At 54.2% G+C, this 23357-nt stretch carries 9 protein-coding genes; 8 read left to right on the forward strand and 1 reads right to left on the reverse strand.

Annotation, left to right across the window (positions count from 1 at the left end; all coding sequences use genetic code 11):
- The first annotated feature begins 4 nt into the window (after nt 1-4).
- The 3 genes from B5D61_RS00530 to B5D61_RS00540 are packed head-to-tail and all read left to right on the forward strand — an operon-like array spanning nt 5 to nt 15266.
- Nucleotides 5-10672 (forward strand): choice-of-anchor D domain-containing protein, encoded by a 10668-nt coding sequence (locus B5D61_RS00530; RefSeq protein ID WP_176159148.1) that lies wholly within the window; start codon nt 5-7, stop codon nt 10670-10672.
- Nucleotides 10673-10711: 39 nt separating this feature from the next.
- On the forward strand, nt 10712-14257 hold the full coding sequence (locus B5D61_RS00535) for a calcium-binding protein (RefSeq protein ID WP_078811349.1): 3546 nt from the start codon (nt 10712-10714) through the stop codon (nt 14255-14257).
- A gap of 46 nt (nt 14258-14303) precedes the next feature.
- Entirely contained in the window at nt 14304-15266 is a 963-nt protein-coding gene (locus B5D61_RS00540) for a peptidylprolyl isomerase (protein ID WP_078811350.1), read from the forward strand.
- Between the two features lie 111 nt (nt 15267-15377).
- On the opposite strand, the gene B5D61_RS00545 is transcribed toward B5D61_RS00540, so the two are convergent.
- A complete protein-coding gene (locus tag B5D61_RS00545; RefSeq protein ID WP_078811351.1) occupies nt 15378-16280 on the reverse strand; it encodes a LysR family transcriptional regulator in 903 nt (300 codons plus the stop codon).
- 96 nt (nt 16281-16376) lie between these two features.
- On the opposite strand from B5D61_RS00545, the gene B5D61_RS00550 reads away from it, so the two are divergent.
- The 5 genes from B5D61_RS00550 to kdpA all read left to right on the forward strand — a co-directional run bounded on the left by B5D61_RS00550 (nt 16377) and on the right by kdpA (nt 23351).
- On the forward strand, nt 16377-18566 hold the full coding sequence (locus tag B5D61_RS00550) for a peptidase domain-containing ABC transporter (RefSeq protein ID WP_078811352.1): 2190 nt from the start codon (nt 16377-16379) through the stop codon (nt 18564-18566).
- Between the two features lie 9 nt (nt 18567-18575).
- Nucleotides 18576-19868: an HlyD family secretion protein gene (locus B5D61_RS00555; protein ID WP_078811353.1), complete on the forward strand. Its 1293-nt coding sequence runs from the start codon at nt 18576-18578 to the stop codon at nt 19866-19868.
- Nucleotides 19868-21319 carry a TolC family protein gene (locus B5D61_RS00560; RefSeq protein ID WP_078811354.1) on the forward strand — a complete coding sequence of 484 codons (1452 nt, stop codon included), beginning with the start codon at nt 19868-19870 and terminating at the stop codon, nt 21317-21319. Before B5D61_RS00555 ends, B5D61_RS00560 begins: the two co-directional genes overlap by 1 nt.
- 224 nt (nt 21320-21543) lie before the next feature.
- A complete protein-coding gene (kdpF, locus tag B5D61_RS27165) occupies nt 21544-21627 on the forward strand; it encodes a K(+)-transporting ATPase subunit F (RefSeq protein WP_078811355.1) in 84 nt (27 codons plus the stop codon).
- An 11-nt stretch (nt 21628-21638) separates the two neighbouring features.
- Entirely contained in the window at nt 21639-23351 is a 1713-nt protein-coding gene (gene kdpA / locus B5D61_RS00570; protein ID WP_078811356.1) for a potassium-transporting ATPase subunit KdpA, read from the forward strand.
- The last annotated feature ends 6 nt before the right edge of the window (nt 23352-23357 follow it).

Genomic DNA, 23357 nt, shown 5'->3' on the forward strand with positions numbered 1-23357 from the left:
TGCGATGAGATACCTCCCATTTCGAAACCTTTGGCAAATCCTCGGGGCTGCCCTTTTGCTGGCTGTTTTTGCCGGTGAAGCTTCTGCTGCACCCATCATTGGACAGTCCGGCAATCCGGCTTTCGGCGATGTGCTCATGGGCTCGACGCTGGATCGGACTTTCACCATCACGAATACTGGTGATGCAGTAGCGAATATCAACAGTGTCAACGTCACTGGCTCGGGCTTCGCTTTACAGGGCGCGGCTCCGACTACGGTCGGCGCTTCAGGCGGAACTGCGACTTTTACGGTTCGATTTTCGCCCACCGCCAGACAGGCCTATTCAGGGAGCGTCGTCATTACGAGTCCTGGTTCCACCGGTTCGCCGATTAACATCTCCTTGTCAGGCACAGGTGTGGCTCCTGAAATTGCGGTGAACCAAGGGGCTACCGTTTTGAGTTCGGGCTCGGGCACAACTAATTTTACAACGGTCACCCTCAACGGTGGTCCCAACACGGCCTCTAGCAGCCTCAGTTTCACCATTACCAATAGCGGCACGAGTGATCTCAGTCTCACGGGTAACCCTAACAGAGTTTCTATCGGGGGCTCCCATGCCAGCGATTTCAGTGTGACAACCCAGCCTGCGGCTACGGTGGCTGCGAATGGTGGCACCTCCGCTTTCACAGTGGTGTTTACTCCATCTGCGCGTGGCACTCGAACTGCCACTTTAAGCATCGATAACGATGATCCAGATGGCGGCGAAGACCCCTTCACTATCAATATCAGTGGTATCGGTCAGGCTCCAGAAATTGCTCTGGAGCAGCCGTCGGGCACCGATATTGCCAATAACGGTAGCAGTAACTTCGGCGATGTCGTCGTGGGAGATACGGTTCAACAAACCTTTACCATCCGGAACTCGGGTAACATGAATCTGAATCTCTCGGGCAATCCACGGGTGACAGTGGATGGCACTCACTCGGTTGAGTTTAAGCTGCTGACCTTCCCCTCGGCGATTGTGGCAGGTTCAGGCGGCACCACGACTTTCGTGGTGGAATTCACTCCTGGCGGTCTGGGCACGCGCACTGCGGCCTTGCATATCACCAACGACGACCCGGATGGTTCGGAAACACCTTTCAATATCTCTTTGAGTGGAAACGGCACGGCTCCACCAACGGGCACTGACGGTTTTGGTTATGTCTTCAACAAGATTCCGGCCACGGCCATGACCCTCAAGGAGACAGATCCAGATGTGGTCAATGCCGGCGCATCGCTGCAAGGGGATGATGTCGCTCAAGTCGTCAATTTGGGCTTCAGCTTTTCGTTCTATGAAAACGTCTATACCAACTGTTCCGTCTCGACCAACGGTCTCATCACCTTTGGAGGCTCTTCGACACGTTATACACCTGACCTGACCTTCCCAAATGCGAACGCGCCAGATAACTTGATCGCTCCGTTTTGGACGGACTTGCAGACCAAAGCTGCCAGCAAGATCCTCTACACCACCCGAGGAACGACGCCTAACCGAGTGTTCATTCTCGAATTCCAGAACATGGCGGAATACAACAATGACAGCGCCAATGTTTCTTTCCAGGTTCTGCTTTATGAAGGGAGTAACGCTATCGAGTTCCAATACAAGGCCTTCAGCGGCTTTTCTCCCTCACGGTCGATTGGGGTAGGAATCGAGGACTCGGCCCACATCAATGGCATTGCCGTTCCATTTCCAACCTCTTTCCCGACGGCTTATAAATTTAGCCGTCCTGTCATCGTCAAGGTCGAGAGCAATTACATTCAGCCTGGCAGTGCGACTCCTGTTCCAGTTGGCACGCCCTCTATCGGTCTTAATCCTGGGATTGGAACCACCAAAGAGCCTTATGAATCCACAAAGAGGTTTGAAGCCCCCAGCTACATCTATCTGAGCCGCTCATTTGCTGAGTTACCCGGAGCTGGTGACGTTAACGATCCGAATCCGAACAACATCGCTTGGTATCGTCTCTCCAATGATGGTTATGCCATCAATGGACAGACTGTGCAAGGCGCACGCACCTTTGTGGAGGTGACCCTCAATCGCGATATGACATTCGTCTGGCGATGGGAGCTCGAATATGCGGTCAATATCAAGTTCGCTGGCGTGGGTAACCCAGTGCCAATCGCAGGACGCTCATGGTATAAGGTGAACAGCCCTCTGACAGCTTCGGTGGATACTTTGGTGGATAGTGAGTCCACGGGGGTGCGGCTTAAAACCATCGGCTATCAAACCACCACCTATGGCCCTTCGGGTCCAGGAACTCCGGAGCAAACTTTGTTTGCTGATAATCCAACACTGAGCGTGGGAACCCGCTCCAGCACGAAACCCCTGACCATCGTTGCTCCTCTCGAGATCGATTGGCTCGTGAGTGGTCAGGTGCGCTACCGTTTCAATGCGACCTCCAATGTCAATGGGCAGGCAGATACGCCCTTTGATGGCTTACCCTTTGTGCGGGTTTACAACGGAACCGCCACGCCCGTCACCACCTATGGTAGCGGCAGTACCACCGATGTCTGGATCAATGTCGGAGCAGACCGTCCTAGCAAAGTCGAGGTCGGAGCCTTTTACCGGACGGCTGACGATGCCTTCACCTTGACCGATTTCATGACTCCTCCTGGAGGTGACCTTGCCCCGTTGGGGACGGATATTTCTGGAATGGAAGATTTAACCATTCCAGAACGCCCACCTCTCACTGGTAGCCGAAAGGCCCGCGTTTACACCTTGAGCTGGGGAATGACCACTCGTCCATCGCCGACGGAAATCCGCTGGATTTATCAGCCTACGATCTTCCGTGCCGAAGTTCCCTTGGGCATGCCGTTTGATCCGACACAAACGATTCCGCCTCTGATTCGCACCGTGGCACCATTGACAAATCGTGTTCTCAGTGATGCGGGTCCCGTCGAGACTTCGTTCCAGCCTGTGGGAGACTTCCCAACGGGCAAGAAATCTGCCGGTGCAGCTCTTCGTTGGGACAAGGTGGATCTTAAACTCTACCCAGTTCATCCCTCGTCCAATCGCCTGACATGGATGGACAAGAATGACCAAACCAAGAGCTACAACATTGAAATTGTCAGTGGTTATCCTGGTCAAACAGTCAACCTGACTTCCGAGCGCGAGACAGCGGATGGCACCCGTGAAGGGACGGCTCCTCTTTACGTCACACAGACAACGCTGCCGACCATTGATGTAACTAACCCTGGGGTTGGATTCCCTGGGCAGGCAGGAAACGCTCACTACAATCACTTGTTTGATACCTCCGTGGTACGGCGCCCACCGACGAAGCTGGATCTCAATCAGACCGATGAGTGGAAATTCCAAGAGGTGAGCTATACGGATAACGGCACGGACGGCACGGCTACCGTTGCTGACCCTGGTGTGCCTTTTACTGTGGCGTCTGCTGGCAGAAGCGTTCTGCTTTACAGTTATCGTCCAAATCCTGACGAGATCGCCGACGGTAACCTCAGCCGTGAAAAACTGGCGGTGCGTGTGATTCGCTCGTCATTGATTACCCAACCTCAAATGGTTCAGGCCGATAGCTCCAAGCTGGTTTTAGGGAGGCGTGCCTTGGAATTGGGTGGCGGTTCAACAGCCAATCGTGGAGCCTTCGGCGTCGTTCAGCCCTCAAGCGCGGGCACCGCCAATGTGGATCTAGGCACAAGTTTCCTGATGGATTTCTGGCTGAATCTGAAGGGCCTTCAGGACATCCCCGTGACCCTCACCAATTGCGTCACGAACGGCACGGACACCGTGACTTGCTCGAGCACATCAGGTCTCGTCGCAGGGATGAGCATCAGTGGAGCAACCATTGCCACAGGGACCAAAATCGCTTCCATTACGAATGCGACAACTTTCGTGCTTAGCGAGGCTGCAAATGACTCGGGCACCGGCCTATCCCTCACCGCAGCAGGGAAGCCCGTGACGCTTTTGACCACGAAAAACGACAAGCTTAAAGTGACGCTGGATCCTGAAGGTCCAACCATCACGGTGAGTTACTTTGGAGCTACCGTGACCAAGGCCTATCCGAAGGCGGGTTCATCCTGGCGTCACCATGTCATTCATGTATTTGCCAATCAGGTGCCGAATGGTCCTCAGGCAACCGTGCTGGACTACTACATCGATGGCGTTCGTGATGAGGAAGGTTTCGTCACCACCACGCTGAAGACGCTCACGGATTCGGCTTCGTTTGACGTGACCGACACCTTGACGGCAAATAGTCTGCGATTTGGAGTGGACGCCGATCCGCTCAGTCAATTGCAGATGGACCAATTCCGTCTCTTCACCAATTTCCCGCTTAGCAGTTCGCCTGCTTCTCCTGTGGATCCTTGGCTCTCGACAGCCGACGTTCATCAGCTCCGAGTCATTCGGCGACTGGACACGGGCCTTCGTGGCAGCATGCCTGCTTTGTGGTTTAACTTCGATAAGGATGCCAAGCTGGGAACATCCACCGCTCTGACCAATGCCTTCGCGAACTCAGGGACCATGGCTAATGTCACTGTTGGGCCAGTTGTCGATGACGTTACGGCTGTCTATGCAGGCACTTTGGCCCGCGTGGATATTCAAGAGGTGGCCACTCGCCTGGAAAGCACCCTGGACGATGCTGGTTTTAGCGGCAGCGGCTACATTTTGAATGAGGTGTCCAACTACAACCCAAACATCTACAATCGGGCTGCCGAAGTGGGTGCTTGGGGCACGGTGTATCCGGTCAATGCGAACCAGGTTTTCACCGAGGCTAATAAGCGTCTCGAAATCGCTTACTACGAGAATCCTTATCGGGCTGACCGTTTCTCCCATCCTAACGTGGCATGGCCATACCAAGTGGCTGCCTACACGGAAATGAAATTCCCTGCCTTCGGTCCGCATAAGGACAAGGCCATCTACATTGCCAGCCGGATCGGATCTGAAGGTGTGGACCAACAGGGCCGTGTGCAGCAGATCTTCAGCCTGGACCAATATGCCGATCTGACGATCTACAATCAGCCGAGCCGAACCTTGCCTGGCTTCAACCCCAACGAAGAGCATGCGCTGGTTTCTGCCTCAGGACGTGCGGCGGTGAAGTTGAAGAATCTGGGTGAAGATGGCGCTAACAACCCTGCATTGGCCGCGTTTGCTCTCCAGTCAGACCTCAATGCCAAGAGCTCCCCATACAGCTCGGATCCCTGGGTGCTGATCCAAGTGAATAACTTGGTCAGTGGCGAGCCTGAGATGGCGGCTTATCAGGTGTTCAAGACGCGAGCTGGCACCATCGACTTCCCGCGTCCTTCGGATACCACCGTGACGGCCACTCCTGGCCTTGCTTATGAAGCAGCATCCACTCCTGAGGCTCGCTTCCTGATCACGGACAAGACAAAGAAGTTTAACTTCAAGTATGAATTCAAATACACCGCTTTTGCCGGTGACCTCTTAATCCCCCCGTATCCGCTCAATATCGTCATTGGCAATGTGGCCATGGCGGATGCTCGTGGTAAGAGTATTCAGATCGGTGGTGTGAATCAGCGAACCCTCTGGCGGGATGTGAATAAGAACGCCTGGGTGGTGTCTGGAAACGGCAAGTTCTTCCATCAGTTTTTCTATCCCCTTCGGGCCGACTTCTATCTGCCTACGTCGTCACCTGTCGGCACCCCAGTTGCCTGGGTGCCTGATGCCAGTGGCGGTGTTCGGAATTTCACTGGAGTTGGCTCGACTCTCAACCCGGTGAAAGTGGTTTATGACACCTTCTGGCGTTCGGACTATCCGAAGTTGAAGCGTGGTGAAACCTTGACCTATCAAGGTGGCGAATACTTCGCGGAGACCCCGGGGGCCAATGGTCTGCCAGCGCTGGTTGCCATGAAAGCATCCGAATTGGTCTATGACAGTGCTATGCCGAGCATGGTTATCGGTGACACTACGACCAACCGCTATGCTTTCGCTGACGCCTCAGCTCGTATCATCCGTCCTTTAGATCGTCGTGAAAAAGCATTCACGGTGGCGAACATGGGTTCGGCAGGGTTTACACCTGCGGCCAATACGAAGATCTTCATCGTGGCTGAGCGCTGGTATTTCAAGGAACTGCCAGGCTCCCTCCAGAAGCGCTTCTACTTCGATTCATTGGCGCAAAAGCTCGTCTTCCGCGGTTATCTGAATGACAAGGACAGTGGCAACAAAGACCTCACGGTCGGTCCTGACCCGCTGAATATCGTCGAGCCTAACGTTCTGACTCCTGGGGATTATACGCTCCTGCGTAGCCTCGGCACAACATCAGCTTGGACCAGCGCCATCGATGATATCTATCTGCTCTCACAGAATCCAGATGGAGCAACAGGTGGAAACACATCGGCTACGGCGGCCATTAAAAACCTCCAGGGTTTCAAGAGTAAGCCTTCGGATTACTCGGCCGATTTGATGGAATTCTGGAAAGAAGACTTGTCTGGACCGGCGACTTCGCCATCCCCAGCTTTGGTGCCCCTGGACAGCTTCGGCGTTGGGTCTGCACTGATTCCTAACCAGAATTTGCTGACCAAGGCTCCAACGGGCTCACTTTATATAACCATCGCTGAGAACAATCGTTCTGAGCTGAACGGTGCGCCTGTGAGCCTCCACATCGTAGAGATCATCCCAGATCGTTATCGCGGTGCCATCAAGGTGATCGAAGCAGCCGATGCGTTTAGTGAGAAGGTCTCCCTTCAACACAACGGCGAGTTCGGCGGCAATACAGGTGACCTCTATTACGAGTGGTGGATCCGTGATGCTTCCTCCTTGGACGAAGTGGCCGGGGAAGTCCTGGCTGATGGCACGCTGAAACAGTACGATGCCAACGGAAACACGCTGTGGCAGGAGTATTTGCCAAAAGAGAGGTTAGAAAACAACTCGCTCTCTCTAGCGCAGAAACACTATGGCCTGAACTCGATCGTGTTTGAAGGTCGCCCAGATGTGGTCTTGGCAGACAAGCTCGTGCTCATGCGCTATCGGCACAAAAATGAGTCGAACTGGACCTTGGTGCCCTTCGAAGTCGCGAACCGCGTGGCAGCTTGGCAGCCTGGAACACCTGCGCCGTTCCAATGGGCCGGTGCTGCCAACTCGCCTCAACTCCAGGCGGACGGTAGCAAGCGCTACATTCCGCAATTGGTGATGGGATGGGTGAAACGTGTGCTCGACCGGATTAACCCTTACGAGGCACGTTACACGGACTTCTTCAGCAATGAGAGCCCGGCCACCTATAGCAGTCAGATCCAGATCGCGGGTGCTCCTTATGTGGGCAACGTGGCTCTGAATCCAGACAAGAATGTCATCGAAAATACGGGCTTGATTGAGCTCTACATGACGGTTCTGAATCGTGCTAAGGCTCTGTCCATTGATAATTCCTCCAATGGCGTAGCCAGTGATGGGATCAAACAGGCGATCCTTTTGGCTGCGACTCGCTTGTCCGTTCTTTATGAACTCTTGGCCAGTGAGGCCTACAGCGACGCTCAAGACTCCACCATCAATGCGGGTGAGGACGGGTCGCTCATGGGCATCGCCTCCTACACGCATGCCTTCCAGAATATGGAAGCGGATCTGATGCATGAGGAACTGGCCCTGCTCCGCGGCACGGACTTCCTCAAGAGCTATCCTGTCTATAACCGCTTGTTCTGGAACTATGCCAAGGGATTGGGCGAGGCGGCGTATAACGTGAACTACAACATTTATGACGCCAACTCCGACGGCTTCATCAATGAGAACGATGCCCGCAAGCTTTACCCACAAGGCCACGGCGATGCCTGGGGGCATTACCTGTCAGCGGTGGGGATGCATTACACCTTGCTTCAGCATCCGGGTTTTAGCTGGAAGACACGTTCTGAGCTCTACTCGCTCATGCAGAATGTCTTGGAGGTTGATTACCTCGATGAAAAGTCGTTCGCCAAACTTGCGGCGGCGAAGGCACGCACGGGCCGTGACATTGTGCGCGATACCTATCGCCTGAATTATACTCAGAATCCCGATGGGCAGTGGCAGGGCTACACGGATGGTGCTGACCCAGCGCGTGCTTGGGGTGTCTCGGAGTGGGCGCATCGCGCTGGTCAGGCCGCGTGGTTTGATTGCGCTGTGGCCAACGCCATCCTGCCGGACCAAGCCGCTGGTAACAATCCTGAGAACCTTGATCTTCTTGAACGTTCAGCGGCGGAAGCTGAAATCGGAGAAATCGCCGGTGGTCTTCATGAGATTCAGGTGGCGATGGATGAAGCGAACAATGGCGTCAATCCGCTTGGATTCGATTCCGATGCTCTTACCTTCGACATCGAACTTCAATTCTACGATAACTCTTCCGGGGGAGATCGCCGCTCTCACTTTGAACAAGTGCTGAGTCGTGCGCAAGAGTCTGCAGGGGGAGCGCTGGCCGCTTTGGAATACGCCACACAGGCCGGCAACAAACTGCGTTCATTGGGTGATGATACCGAAGCCCTAATCCAAGAGGCGATGAGCCAGGATCTCGATTTCCGTAATCGGCTGATCGAAATTTTCGGTCGCCCATACGATGGCACGATTGGTTTTGGGAAAGCCTATCCAGAAGGTTATGAAGGCCCGGATACCTTGCTGTTTGCCTATCTCGATAAGACCAAGATCAACCAGATCGTGCCTGCTATTGAGGTGGCCAATAGCAAGACCATCAACTTCAACATGCTGGTCAAGCAGGTCACTGGTGCAGAGATCATGAACAATGCTGAATTGGTGCGTCTTTATAACAAGATGGACAACAATGGTCGCACCCAAGCATTCCAGTCTTTGTCAAGAGATGCGGCCGAGTTTTATCTCGGTAATCAGCTTACCGATCTGAGCCTGACCTACACCACCGCTTCACGATATGGCTTCCAGGCCGATCCGACCTGGGGACAGCGCACCAGCTACGGCACGTTACAGACAGCCTTGCTCGATATGCTCTCAGACGAGATTGAACTCGACTCTGCAGTGGCAACCTACGTGGCCTACCTGGGCACTTTTGAAGAGAAGATCCATCGTCTCCAGAATGAGCTTGAGATCAATGCTCAGAAGGAGCGCAATAAAGATGTCATCGTTGGGATCAGAGCTGGGTTCACCTCGGCCATCGCCGCTATCGACGTGGGTCTTGCGATCGCTAACATCGTCAAGAAACCTGTTCTGATTACTGCTAAGGCCCTTGAAGCGGCCTTGCCGACATCGATCGGTTTCTCCAACGACGTCACTTCGGCTGCACGCGGTGCCGCCGCTGCGGCATCTTATGCCGCTGTCGAGGCCTACAGCTGGGTGGATCAGGCTGCCACCATCGCCAAGACCATCTTGGAACTCGTTCGGGATGAGATCATCGCTCGAAAAGAGCGTGACAACGAGCAGTTGGATTCCATTCGAGAGATGGAAGGTATCATTGAAGATATCGAAGGGCACATGGGCAGTGAACGTCCTTTGCGAAACGCTATTGGCACCGCTTTGCAGAATCTGGAAACCCATCGCCAAGCCTATGTGACGGCGCAGGCTGCTGGTTTCCGACTGCTTCGTGAGCGTGAGGCCTTCAACAAGATCCTCGCCGCCAAGGTGCAGAAAAACCGCTATCAGGACATGATCTTCCGCTTGTCCCGCAATGAGGCGGTCAGCAAGTATCAAACGGCCTTCAATAACGCAGCCCGTTATGCTTGGTTGGCGGCACGTGCGTATGACTACGAGACCAGTCTGGACGTGGGTCATCCTGCGGCTGCGGGCACCCTGCTCGACAAGATTGTGAAGGAGCGTCAGCTCGGCCTTTGGGTGGATGGAGAACCCCAGGTGGCCAATGGTGGTTTGGCTGAAATTCTCGCTCAGCTCAAAGCCAACTTCGGCGTGCTGAAAGGACAGTTGGGCATCAACAATCCGCAGCCAGAGACAGAACAAATCTCTCTTCGTAGTGAGCTGTTCCGCATCATGTCGTATGATCAGGAGGTTTATGATGCCTTCGACACGGCACCGGCTCAACGCACACCTGAACAGGAAGCCTTGGTCACCGAGAATCCTGATGCTCTGGGTAGCCGTGCCCGCTGGCAGGATGCCATCAAAGCCCGGATCGTCCCTGACTTGAATAAACTGCCTGAGTTTATCAGCCATTGCCGTCCCGTGGGCACAGGTGTCCAGCCTGGTATTGTGATCCGCTTCCCAACTTGCATCGAGCCGGGGCGTAACTTCTTCGGCCAGCAATTGGCCGCTGGTGATCACAATTACAGTAGCGCCAACTTTGCCACCAAGATTCAGACCTTCGGGGTGCAGTTGGAGCACTACACAGCTGCTGGGCTTTCCATTTCCCCGCGTGCTTATCTGGTGCCCGTGGGTAATGATTACCTCCGGACATCGACCTCGACCACGCCGGTTACACGCACTTGGAGCATCGTTGAACAGCGCATCCCTGTGCCTTATACCATTAACTTGAGTAACCTGTCTTCACCGAATTACATTCCATCACTCAATGGTGTGGATGGTGTCTTTGGAGAGCGGCGTCGGCATGGTGATTTCCGCATGTATCACGACGACGGTGACGAGGAGACCCTGACGGCAAGCAATCGCCTCATCGGCCGTTCGGTGTGGAATTCGGAGTGGCTACTGATCATCCCCGGGATTGGGCTTCACTACGATGCCAATCTGGGACTCCAGCAGTTCGCAGACTCTGTTTCCGACATTAAGCTCTATTTCCTGACTTATTCCCACACCGGGCAATAAATGAACTCACGGTCTAATTTCCTTCATCAACGCTATCCGATGAGAACCCTATTTGCATTCCTCACCGCCTTCATCTGCGGCTTCCTTGCCACTCCTCAGGTGGTGCAGGCGCAAGGCTTCACTGAATCCGACGCGGTGTTCTTTGGTGAAGTCCGCAAGGCCTCCGGAGGCCAGACGTTTCTCCTGCAGTCAGGGCAATTGAAGATCACGTTCGTCAATCAGACGGACAGTGTGAATCGTGTGACCTTGACGACCGATCTCCGCCCAACAGGAAATGGCGATCACAAACCCTACTCGTATGCACTGAAAGTGCCTCTGGCTTACTTGCCTGAAGCGGGACGTATGCAGGAGTTCTTGTCGATCAATACATTGGCGACCAAGTTCAAGGTGGAACAGATCACCATTGATGGGGTTCCTGCCACTCTCCCAGATGGGAGTTCCGAGTTTTATGTGCTGAATTTTGCCAGCCGTGCCAGCCAATATCGGTTGGATCTTTTGGTGGCCGGAGAGAGCAATAGCACGGCTAACGATGGCATCCCTGACTGGTGGAAAAGGCTGTATGGTCTTCCAATCAACGCCAATGTGGCCAATGAAGATCCCGATGGCGATGGCTGGTCTAACCTTCAAGAATTTCTTCGCGGAGGTGATCCGACCAAAAGCAATCGGAGTCCCCAAATGGTCACCAGTGAGTTTCTTGTGCCTGAGTCGGGTGAGGCAGGGGTCTACATGCAGTTCTTGGATTCAGACACCGCAGACACAGACGTTCATGTCTCTGTATCGGGTCTTCAGGACAGCGGTTTCGCCTTGAAGTTGGATGGCGTGCTGCTTGCTAGCGGTGCAGCCCAGAATCTCTCTTTCGCTGATCTCAAATCGGGTCGCCTTACGGTGACTCATCAGAATCGACTTGCGAATGAGGCGACGGTCTTGGTCCAATGGAATGATGGTGGCGATGACCAGTTCTCAGGAGAAGTCGTCGTTCGTGCACAGACTCCCAGCACGGAAGACGGCGGAGAGTCCTCTCTGTGGTTGGATGGATATGATCTCCCGGCCGCTGGTAGCAAGATCACCAATTGGAAAGATCGTTCCGGCCGCAGCCGCCCTGCGGTGCAGCCTTCGCCGGAGTATCAGCCGGTGGTCGCAGGTCATGCGGCGGATTTCTCGACCAATCGTTCCGCGCACTTGTTCTTCCAGGACATCAGTTTGCCGACCGGAGATCACACAGTGTTAACAGCCTATCAGGCTGCCGCTTCTTCGGATGAAGCCCAAACAGTGCTTTCGAGCAATCGTGGGTTCCTTCAGGTGGCTCCCACTACCCAGGCGATTTCATATCCCGGTGCTCCTGTTTACCAAATGGATGCCCTCGCCGTTCGTGGTTATGAAAATACGGCGGGCAAGGTGACCACTTCGATCTTCCGTCGTCAGTCCAACGTGATGCAAAACATCTATGGTTTGAGCTATGATGGAGAAGTCTCTTCCAGCACGGAGTTAGAGCCGGTTCTCCCGACATTAGGTGCCAAGCGCGTGGCTGTGCCGACAGGGGGCACTCTCACTGAGGCGGGGCTTTTTGGCCGGATTCAAGAGATGCTCATTTTCCCCACCGCCCTGCCCGAACAAAAATTGCGTGGGGTGAACGACTATCTTCAGTCGAAGTGGAGTAGTGCCGTGATTTGGAATTTCAGCACAGAACTGAAAAATGTGACCCTCGCCGTCGGACAGGGAAATTACTCGCGGATCATTCGCGGTGGATTCGGCACGGATAATCTGAGCGGCGGACCAGGCGACGATATCATCTCTGGGGGTGGTGGTGATGATGTTCTTACTGGCGGAGCAGGCAGCGATACGTTCGTGTTCGGTGCCGTGGATGTGGGGCGTGATATCATTACGGATTTCGACCTCGTCAAAGACACCGTCGATGTCTCTGCGCTATTTTGGGGTCTGAGCGGTGATGCCCGTAACTATATCTCTGTGCGGCAAGAGACCGTGACCGTGAATGGCGTGCCTTCCTTGGATAGTGTGCTGACCGTGAAGCGTGTCGATAATTCGTTGCTTGAAATTGTCCTGCGGCAGAAAGTGATTACCACAGCTCAACTGATCCCTCTGATCACGGAAGGCCGTATTCGCATGGGCAAATTGAGCATTCCTACCGAGGTGCAGCTCTCCCTGGCCTCAGCCACCACCCCGGTGGATAAGTCTTTGAATGGCTCCTTTAAAGTCAATGTAACGCGCAGCGGTGTGGGTGTTCCTGCCGCCATGGATGTGCCTGTGGGCTTCTTCCAGGATGGCGCTGAAGGCCGCTTTGTGGTGGAGGGAGCTTCCTCCTCAGAGGGACAACGTTCGGTGGTGAGCTTCGCTCGTGGAGAGACGACGAAGACTTTGACCGTTTATCCGGTTCAGGATCTCGATGTGAGTGGTCAGTCCAGTCTTCAAGTCTCCGTCTTGCCTAACTATAAGTATTCGATCAATGGGACGGCTGTCACCCAGGCCATCACGGACAACACCAAGGTATGGCTGGAGGTTGCTCAACCGAATGCCATCGCCACACCGGCTCAGTCGGGCCGCATCATGATTCATCGCACGGGAAGTTTGGTTAAGAGCTTGGTTGTCGATTTGAAGATCAGCGGCACAGCCGTGAATGGCACGACCATGACCAAGCTGCCCACAAGCGTCACCATCCCTGCGGGTAAGGATTCGTTTGAGATGCAAGTCGTCGCCCGTTCGGCGGGTTTGACGGGAGGCCCGAAAGTGGTGGCCGTTCAAGTGGCACCTCGTGCACGTTATTTGTTGGGCAATCCGCATGAGGGTATCGTTTACATTGGCAACACCGCTCAAGACACCGAAGGCGTCGGCTTTAACCGCTGGTTGGCTTCGGCAGGGATTGGCGCTGACCAGACCTCGGGTCTCATCGGCCTCTCGGTGGCTCCCAATCGCCTGCGCGACTACGTGCTTGCTTACTCGATGGGACTTGATTCGGTCGCGGATCTGAAGCGTCATCACATGCAGTTCAGCATGGTGAATAAACGCCCCGAACTCTCGAACCTGGGACCGCTGGCTGCCGCGGATCTTCATTGGACGGTGCAGGCATCCCCCGACAAAACGTTGTGGAGTGATGTCAGTTCCACCTTCACTCGGGTGCAAGACACCTCAGGCGTGCGCTTGGTCGGTCCAGCCAAAGGAGCGAATGAAAAGAAAAAATACTATCGTCTCAGCATGACCGTGGATTCAGCCCAGGTGCTGGAAACGAACATTTCTAGCTTGGGAGCTACCCGCTACGGGATGCGCGGAAACGCGGCTTGGACCGCGGATGAATCCTCTGGTGATTTGGTCAGTTCGGGAAGTAGCGCGGGGGACATCAGTCTTCTGATGGTAGAGATCCAGACTCCTCGTGCACTCGACTTTGAGATGGCCATCCCAGGTGCTGGAGCTAAAGATTCCCTGGCCTTTTATGTGGACGGTGTGCTACAGACCAAGACGACGGGAGCCTCGACGAGAGTGCAGCGCACCTTCTCCACGCCGGGGACCCGTCTCCTCATGTGGGAATTTACACGCGGCACTGGCAATGCGTTGATTCGAAATCTTGCTCCGTGAGATTTAACGGCCAAGGATAGCGGCTATCATTCGCTAACCGCCCTCCATGCTCTTCCGCTTACCATCCACTTCACGGTTTCGCCTTCAGACCTGCCATTGGCTCATCCTGGCGTTGATGTTCGGGTTGACCGCCTGTGATCAAAAATCGGAGAAAGCCGAAACCGGCAGCGCAAGGGAAGGGGAGCAGGCGCTCGTAAAGGTCGGTTCTATCTCGATTTTCGAGTCGGACCTTGCTCTGCACTTGAAGGAGAAAGGTATCCTTCGTGCCGATGAGGACATTCGGCTGGAGGCCCTTCGTCAGCTCACCTCGCGTGCACAGCTCGTCCAGGCAGCCTTGGATGCGAAGCTGGATCAAGACCCCGTGGTTCGTGCTGAGTTCGCTCGGATTCTTTCCACTCAATACAAAGAGCACGCGCTTTTCCCGCAACTCAAGAGCATCGCTCCGCCTCTGCCTGAGGCACGTTTACGCGAGTTATATCAGGCGAACGAATCCCGCTACAGATCCAATGAAAAACGGCAGGCCGCCGTGCTTTGGTTGAATGCTGGAAAAGACGTAAATCGTCAAAAGCAGTATGAAGAAAAACTTGCGGCAGCACGTGAGTGGTTCTTCAAAAATAGCGATCTCGAAAAACATCCTGAGCAGGGTTTTTCCATGCTCGGTATCGATTATTCAGAGCATCAATCCAGTCGTTACAAGGGCGGTATCGTTGGATGGATGGAGCGTGAGGGTGGCATGGATGGCTGGACGAAAGCCGTTGCAGAAATCGTCTTCTCTCTCAAAAATCCGGGGGATGTCAGCGGAGTGATTGTGAGAGATGAAGGCGTCTTCTTGGTTCGTTACCTTGCCATGGAGCCCGCCGTTCTTCGTCCTTTCGAATCTGTGTCAGATGAGCTTGAAAAAGCCGAGATCAAACGTCTGCGAGATGAAGCCGAGGCTAGTTTTATGAAGGCTTTGGCCGACAAGTATCCGAGTCAAAAGCTCAGTTCGGCTACTCAGGAAAGCCAGTGATAAGAGCCTTGGGAAAGATGGCTGAACCCCGTGAATGCTCCTGGTTTTGATGAAATCAAAATTCGTCAATACATACCAGCTAACAATGAATAGCTTCTCTTAGATGGGCTGTTACTTGAACAGCTTCTTCGCTTCGGTGGTCATGATGGGCAGTGCAGGATGAGCGAGATTGCGGTCCAAGGTGATGAGATAGCAGGGGAATCCGCAATCCACGGGTTGCCCGATGGCTTGCAGGCCATACCGCTCAGCGGCCTCCTGCAATAGAGTCGCCGTCACTGGGGTAATGCCGAGACCATCTGCGGCGGCGGTTTTCATTAAAGCGGCGTCATCGAATTCGGCGACGAGGTGGGGATGAAGTTGAGTGGCTTCAAACCAGCGGTCAAGTTCATGCCGCCAAGCGGTGCGCCCCGAAGGGAGAAGCATAGGGGCCTCATGCAAGGATGACGGAAAGTGGCGGTGAAACTTTTTAGCCAATGCAGGAACTGCGCAGAAATGCACCTGAGGATGCCCCAAGAGACGGCTGTAAGCTCTGACCGCATGAGAACTGGAAGCTGCTTCGTCAGATAAAATAACGTCTAGCCTCCCTGAAGCTAGATCTCCAAGGAGTTCCTGAGAATGTCCCTCTGAACAAGAAAGCTGTAGATTGGGGAAAGCCTGGACCATCGGGTTCATCAACCGCCAAGCCACTAGCTTGGGAAGGGAATCGGTAATCCCGATGTTTAGCCGCAGGGTTCGTGCCTCGCTGTGACTCTGGAGAGACTGGAGTAACTCGGCTCCCAAGGAAAAGATTTCGTCAGAGCGTTCCATGACGAGGCGGCCTGCCGCAGTCAGTTTCAGCCTGCGGCCAGTTCGATCAAAGAGTGACTGGGCGAAGGTTTGCTCCAGAGCCTTGATTTGGGTACTGATGGTGGGCTGCGACAAATGCAGCTTGGTGGCAGCCGCCCGCAAGCTGCCTGCCCGTGCGACCTCCCAGAAAAGCCGCAAGTGGTGATAATTGAGATCCGCAGGATTCACTTGATTAGATTTTATCTAAAAAACGATTCGAAACATCGAAATTGTCAAACAACCTGCCAATAGTAAATTCGTCCTATCTAGACTACCCCTCGACGCATGTCCGCCACCCCCTTTGCCATTTCCATTCCGCTGCTGGCTAGGCTCGCTGCGATCACGGGTTGTGAATTTGATCCCCAACGTGCGGATACGGCTGTTAGAAACGCCATGAGGGTCGATACAGAGCCACTTGCCCTTCTAGCAAGGGCTGCTGCGGAGGTTCACATGCAGGTTTCACCTGCGCGGATGCCCTTGGCGGAACTGTTGTGGCATGCCAATCACGAGGCACCAGTGGTGTTATGGTCTGAACCAGAAAATCGCTGGTTCATCATCACATTTACGGGATGGTTCAGTCTGCGTGTGGCGGATCAAGAACATCTCTTCCAGCACAGCACGCTATCGAGAGCGGAATTAGTGAGGAAGCTGGGGTTAAAGACGGCCAATGATACCGTAGAGGGAGGCATCGTTCACGCAGAACGACTGGCCCAGGGGATGAGTGCCCGTAAACTGATGGGGCAGTCGGACCATGGTAAAGGCCACGGCATTGGGCACGATCATCACCATCCTGAGATCTCGCCTGCAAAGCGTTTTTTGAGACTGCTGAAAGCGGAGCGGCAAGACATCTTCACCCTTTTGGTCTTTTCGTTCTTCTCGGGCATCCTGTATCTGGCTGCACCGCTGGCTGTCGATACGGTGGTCAGTAGCTTAGCTTTCGGCGGACAATCTCAGCCTTACATCCAAGCGCTGGCTTTTGTCGTTTTAGCACTGTTCGCAGCTCTGTCACTACAGGCGATCGTGAGCGGCTTTCAGTATTATGTGTCGGACATCATTCAGCGTCGTATTTTCGTCCGCACGGCTTCGGATCTGTCTTACCGCCTCCCACGAGTCAAAGCGGAGGCCTTGGATGAAGTGCATGCGCCTGAATTGGTGAACCGATTCCTCGATGTGGTCACGGCTCAGAAAAGCACGGCCCTCTTGTTGCTGGATGGGGTGAACCTCGTATTTGGAAGCCTGATCGGGATGGTCTTGCTGGCCTTGTATCATCCGCTGATGCTGGCTTTCGTCGTGGTGCTGCTGGTATTGATTGCCGTCAGCATGTGGCTTCTTGGAAAGGGCGCGGTCAGCACAAGCATTGCGGAGTCTCGTGTGAAGTATGATGTGGTGAACTGGTTTGAGGAGATTGCAGCCTTTCCGTTCGTCTTTAAAGGCCCGGGTGGCTATCAGATGGCCTATGAGCGTGCCAATCAGCTCGCGACTCAATACTTGCAGTGCCGCTCCAAACATTTCCGAGTGGTCATGCGTCAGATCATTGCGTTGCTGGCTCTCTCGGTCTTCGCTGCGGCCATTCTTCTGATTCTCGGGGGCTGGCTGGTCATCAGTCAGCAGATGACTCTAGGTCAGCTTGTAGCGAGTGAGCTCATCATGGCCTCGATCGTCGTAGCCATGGCGAAGATGGGAAAAAAGCTGGAAGCTTGGTATGATGCCATGGCAGCGATGGACAAGCTGGGGCACATTTTCGATCTCGAAACGGAACGGGAAGATGGTGAACAACCGGCTCCGCGAAAAGAGGGGGTAGAGGTAACCGCGAGTTCGCTCTCGTTTGGTTACCATGAACCTTTGTTTCAAGATTTGTCTTTCACGGTGAAGCCAGGCACTCACGCGGTCATCGTGGGGCCCCATGGTTCAGGCACCAGCTCCATGTTGGATCTTTTGTTCGGACTGCGGCGTCCGACGGAGGGGCACGTCAGTATCGACGGGCTCGATCTCAGGAGCTGGTATCTGGAGGCGCTTCGTGAAAGTGTGATGCTACTCCGTCGTGATGAGATCGTGGATGGCACAGTCATTGAGAACCTACGTCTAGGAAGTATGCACGTGGGTTTGGACGAGATTCGTGCGGCTTTGGAGAAGGTCGGTTTGCTCAGTGTTCTCTTGCGACGCCCCGAGGGGCTTAACCTGCGGTTAAAGATCGGCGGGGCTCCTCTCAGCAGCAATCAACGCACTCGCCTCCTTCTAGCTCGCGCTTTAGTGCAGCAGCCACGCCTTCTATTGATTGATGAGCTCTTCGATAGCTTGGACAAGGAGTCCTTTAATTCTCTCACGAAAGCGATTCTCGATCCAGACCTGCCTTGGACTGTGATTTTGGCCACCCGGGACCGTGATGTCACCGCGCAGTGTCAGCAAGTGATCGAGCTACGCCCTAACCATCCAAGAGATGATACGGGTCGGCTCTCTACCCATTCAGCTTCGTAAGCCCAAGCCATGAACCGCTTCACCCGTTCTTCCATTCGGCCCTTGCCTGCTCTGAGCCTTGCTGGGTCTGTTAAGCTGACGCGTCTCTTCAGCCGCCTGCTGCTGACAGGATTCTTTGTGCTCTTAGTCGGACTCTTGTTCCTCCCTTGGCGTCAGTTTACCTCAGGCATGGGGCGCGTCATCGCGTTCGATCCCTTGGATCGCCGTATCAACATCGAAGCCCAGGTTTCAGGCCGCGTGAAACATCTGCATGTGGTCGAGGGGCAGCGTGTGAAAAAAGGCGATCTGATCGCCGAGATTCAAGACAACGATCCCAATTTGTTAGGCAATCTGAAGGCCCAACGTGAAGCCATTCAAAGTCGGCGTGAGTTTGCTGAAAGCAGAGTCGAGTCATTGATATCTCAAATCACCCAACAAGAGTTGGCCAAGTCTCAAGCGATTGATGCCGCCGAACAGCGGGTGATGGCTGCCAAAATCGCTTCCGAAACGGCGATATTGAATTACGAGCGAACCAAAAACCTGTTCGAAAAGAAGCTGGAGTCACAGCGCAATTTTGAACTGGCAACGCTCCAGCGTGATTCTGCCTTGGCAGAACTGAAGTCAGCACAGGCGACATTTAAACGCACGAGCAATGAGTATGATGCCACCATCGCTGCTACCCATGCTTCGAAGGGAACCGCACTCGGTGAGGTAGCCACCGCAGACCGCGACCTCTCTTCCATCGACATCCAGATCAACCAAAACCTTCGACAGGTGGTGGAAGCTCCGCGCGATGGCATCGTCTTACAGGTCTCCGTCACCGACGGCACCTATCTACGTCCCGGATCACTCATTTGCGTGATCATTCCTGAAACTGATAGCCGTTATGTCGAGGTCTGGGTAAACGGTAATGACATGCCTCTCATTCAAACGCGTAAAACAGAAAACGGTGTGGTGACCCCTGGCAGTCAGGTGCGCATCGCGTTTGAAGGCTGGCCCGCCGTGCAAATGATCGGCTGGCCTCAACTTGCCATTGGCACCTTCAATGGAGAGGTCGTCTTTGTGGATGCGACGGATAATGGCTTGGGCAAATTCCGGGTGGTCATTGGCCCCAGTGTCGATGAAGTGGATCGCGGAGATGGGAAGGGAAAGGTCAAGGTCGGCTGGCCGGACAAGGACCGCTGGTTGCGGCAGGGGGCACGAGCCAATGCCTGGGTTCTGCTCAATGAAGTGCCGTTGTGGTTCGAGCTGTGGCGTCAAATCAATGGCTTCCCGCCTCTTCAGCCGAACCAAGGAGAAAAAATTGATCCTACCTTAAAATAATGAGATCTCTGACGCCTCTTGATCGACTGCAAGCGCTTCTCTGCCTGATCCTCTTAACTGCCGTCACGGCCTATGGCGCGAGCCGAGAGAAGGCTCAACCTCTCTTGCTGTCAGAAGTTTTAGCTTCCGTTCAGACTCAGTATCCACCTTACCTAGCGGCCTTGATTGAGCAAGACATCGCCAACGGGCGGGTGCGTCAGGCGCAGGGGGCTTTCGATTTGAATTTAACTGCGGGAGGTAATCTGACCCTGGCGGGCTATTACGATGGTCACACCGGCTACGCCATGCTCGAACAGCCGTTGCCTTTTTGGGGTGGCAGTATCTACGGCGGGTATCGCCTCAGCAGCGGCTATTTGCCCAACTACAATAAAGACCGCACAGGCAGCGATGGGGAGAGTATCTTGGGCTTTAGCATACCGCTGCTGCGAGGCGGAACGATTGATAGTCGTCGAGCCAATCTCTGGAAGGCGCAAATCGATCAGGAATTGGCCGACCCCTTGATCCGACGCCAATACCTGGATTTTGTGAGAGCGGCGAGTGTGAGTTATTACAATTGGCTAGCCGCAGGCCAGCGCCTGGCCTTGCATGAGAGTTTGCTGCAGTTGGCGAAGGATCGCGATAGTGCGATTGCTGAGCAAGTCTCCAAGGGAGCCTCAGCTCCTATCGTGCAGGTGGATAATCAGCGCCTCGTCGTCAGTCGAGAAATCGCTTTGGTGCAGGCGCAACGTCGTTTTGAGGCGGCCTCCATTGAGCTCTCCTTATTTTATCGAACAGCTTCTCAGGCGGAGCCGATTTTAGCCAAGCGTGACCGACTGCCGAAGAGCTTTCCGGCTCATGAAAAGCTGGATGATAACAAACTGACATCCGACATCGCAAAGGCAGCCATCTTTAGGCCGGAGATGCGCCGTATGGAGTTGCTGATCGAGAAGAGCCTCGTGGATCTTAAGCTGGCCAAAAACAACATGCTGCCGCAGTTGAATGCAGGCATTGAGGCTGGACAGTTCATGGGAGAAAACCGCCCGAAGGATCTTGAGCACAATGAGATTCAGGCCAAAATCGAGTTCAAGCTGCCCCTGCAACGACGGGAGGCTCAGGGAAGCATCGCCGCTACTGAGGCACTTTTGCAGCGATTGGAGCAGGATCGCAAGTTCGCAAGGGATCGAATCGCTGCTGATGTGAGGGACAGCTACAGTGCCGTAGCTGCCACCGAGGGTATCCTCATGCAAACCCGTCGAAATATGGAGCTTTCACGCCAACTCGAGGCGGCTGAGCAGGAGCGTTTGAAAGAAGGTGCTACGGACTTGCTCGCCTTGCAGATTCGCGAGCAAGCCGCCTTCGATGCCCAGGTGCTCGAGGTCGAAGCCCAGGCAGAATATTTTCGTGCACTGGCAAACTACAAGGCGGCGGTTGCCGCAGATTTACCTCCATCAGTGAATCGGGGAAGCAAATAAAGTAGGCGTTAGGATCAAGCGTAAGTGCGGGCCAAACAGGCTGCGCATTTACGCTTTTTTTACGCTTACGGCCCCAGCGTTAACTCACAGCTTTGAAGTTTCTGCGGGAGACTTGGAATGCGATGAATCTTCCAAATCTTCTCTCTCCGTGGAGTTCAGCGGCACCTGAAGCCTCTGAACCTCATGACGTATTTCAGGGCATAAACCTAAATTCCCTCTAACCGATGGATACGATTTTCACCGGTCTCATCGCCTTGCTTCTGCTCGTTTACTTAACCGTGGCGATGCTTTACCCCGAAAAATTTTGAGTTCGCTTGCCATGACTTCAAACGATTGGATTCAATTCGTGTTCTTCCTCGGAGCGCTCACGCTGGTCACGAAACCCTTGGGACTCTATCTCATGCAGGTGCTTGAGGCTGACGGCCACACTTGGCTAGATCCGGTGATTCGTCCGCTGGAAAGATTCACCTACCGTTGCCTCGGCATAGACCCAAGACATGAGCATAACTGGAAGCGCTATCTGGCCTCGGTCTTAGCCTTCAGTTTAATCAGCGGTGCTTTCACTTATGCCATTTTGGTGCTGCAACACCAGCTTCCTTTCAATCCTCAGAGCTTGCCGGGACTAACCCACCATCTGGCATTCAATACAGCCGTCAGTTTCACCACCAATACCAATTGGCAAAGCTATGGAGGGGAAAGCACTTTGTCTTACTTCGCTCAGATGGTGGGCTTGACGTTCCAAAACTTCACGTCTGCCGCTGTCGGGATCTGCATCGCCGCTGCCTTGGTCCGAGCGATTGCGCGTTGCGGGCAATCGACTCTGGGAAACTTCTGGGTGGATTTGGTTCGGACTCTTTATTACCTGCTTCTGCCCCTTTGTTTACTGCTGGCTGTTTTCTTGGTGTCACAGGGAATGATCCAGAACTTCGATGCTTACACGAAGGTGAAGACGTTGGAAGGCGCGGATCAAGTCCTCGCTCAAGGGCCTGTCGCTTCACAGGTCGCGATCAAGATGCTTGGCACCAATGGGGGCGGTTTCATGAATGCGAATGCGGCGCATCCTTTTGAGAATCCCACGCCGCTGACAAATTTCATTCAAATGCTGAGCATTTTCGCGATTGGCAGCGGCCTCACTTACTACTGGGGGCGCATGGTCAAGAACCAAGCCCACGGCTGGGCGGTGTGGGCAGCCATGATGATACTCTTTGTGCTGGGGGTCTGGGGCTGTGCGCATTATGAAGCATTAGGAAATCCGATTCATCAGCAGTTAGGCGTCATGGTGAGCGATGGTAACATGGAGGGCAAAGAGGTTCGGTTCGGTGTCTTCAGTTCGTCACTCTTCGCCACGATCACCACGGCGGCATCTTGCGGAGCCGTGAACTCCATGCACAGCTCTTTCACCGCCATCGGTGGATTCATCCCTTTGTTCATGATTGAATTGGGAGAGGTGGTTATCGGTGGGGTGGGCGCAGGTCTTTATGGCATATTCATTTTCGTCATCATGACGGTGTTCATTGCCGGCTTGATGGTCGGCCGCACCCCAGAGTATCTCGGGAAGAAGATTCAGGCCAAGGAAGTCCAACTCGCGATGTTAGCGATGCTAGTGCTCACTCTCAGCATTCTGGGATTTACCTCTGTGGCGAGCGTTAGTGAATGGGGGACGGCTGGGCTGGGGAACGCAGGACCGCATGGCTTGAGCGAAATGCTCTATGCATACAGCTCTGCCGCAGGGAACAACGGCAGCGCCTTCGCCGGCCTCACGGCCAATACGCCTGCTTATAACATCACGTTGGCGATCGCGATGATCATGGGCCGCTTTGGGGTCATCATTCCGATTCTCGCTCTGGCCGGCTCGTTGGCGGAGAAAAAGACGGCACCATCCAGTGCAGGTTCCTTTCCTGTGAATGGAGCTACTTTCACGACTCTACTCATCGGCACCGTGTTGCTGATCGGCGCTTTGAACTTCCTGCCCGCGCTGGCTCTCGGTCCCATCGTTGAGCATTTCCTCACCCTCACGGGCACTTTGTTTTGAAACCTC

Origin of the sequence: Prosthecobacter debontii (genome assembly GCF_900167535.1) — a bacterium.
In the GTDB taxonomy this organism is placed as follows: Bacteria; Verrucomicrobiota; Verrucomicrobiia; order Verrucomicrobiales; family Verrucomicrobiaceae; genus Prosthecobacter; species Prosthecobacter debontii.

What these genes read in the sequence shown, in the direction of transcription:
- kdpF (WP_078811355.1), top strand. Translation starts at nt 21,544, where the DNA reads ATGGATACGATTTTCACCGGTCTCATCGCCTTGCTTCTGCTCGTTTAC.
- B5D61_RS00540 (WP_078811350.1), top strand. Translation starts at nt 14,304, where the DNA reads ATGCTCTTCCGCTTACCATCCACTTCACGGTTTCGCCTTCAGACCTGC.
- B5D61_RS00535 (WP_078811349.1), top strand. Translation starts at nt 10,712, where the DNA reads ATGAGAACCCTATTTGCATTCCTCACCGCCTTCATCTGCGGCTTCCTT.
- B5D61_RS00550 (WP_078811352.1), top strand. Translation starts at nt 16,377, where the DNA reads ATGTCCGCCACCCCCTTTGCCATTTCCATTCCGCTGCTGGCTAGGCTC.
- B5D61_RS00560 (WP_078811354.1), top strand. Translation starts at nt 19,868, where the DNA reads ATGAGATCTCTGACGCCTCTTGATCGACTGCAAGCGCTTCTCTGCCTG.
- B5D61_RS00530 (WP_176159148.1), top strand. Translation starts at nt 5, where the DNA reads ATGAGATACCTCCCATTTCGAAACCTTTGGCAAATCCTCGGGGCTGCC.
- kdpA (WP_078811356.1), top strand. Translation starts at nt 21,639, where the DNA reads ATGACTTCAAACGATTGGATTCAATTCGTGTTCTTCCTCGGAGCGCTC.
- B5D61_RS00555 (WP_078811353.1), top strand. Translation starts at nt 18,576, where the DNA reads ATGAACCGCTTCACCCGTTCTTCCATTCGGCCCTTGCCTGCTCTGAGC.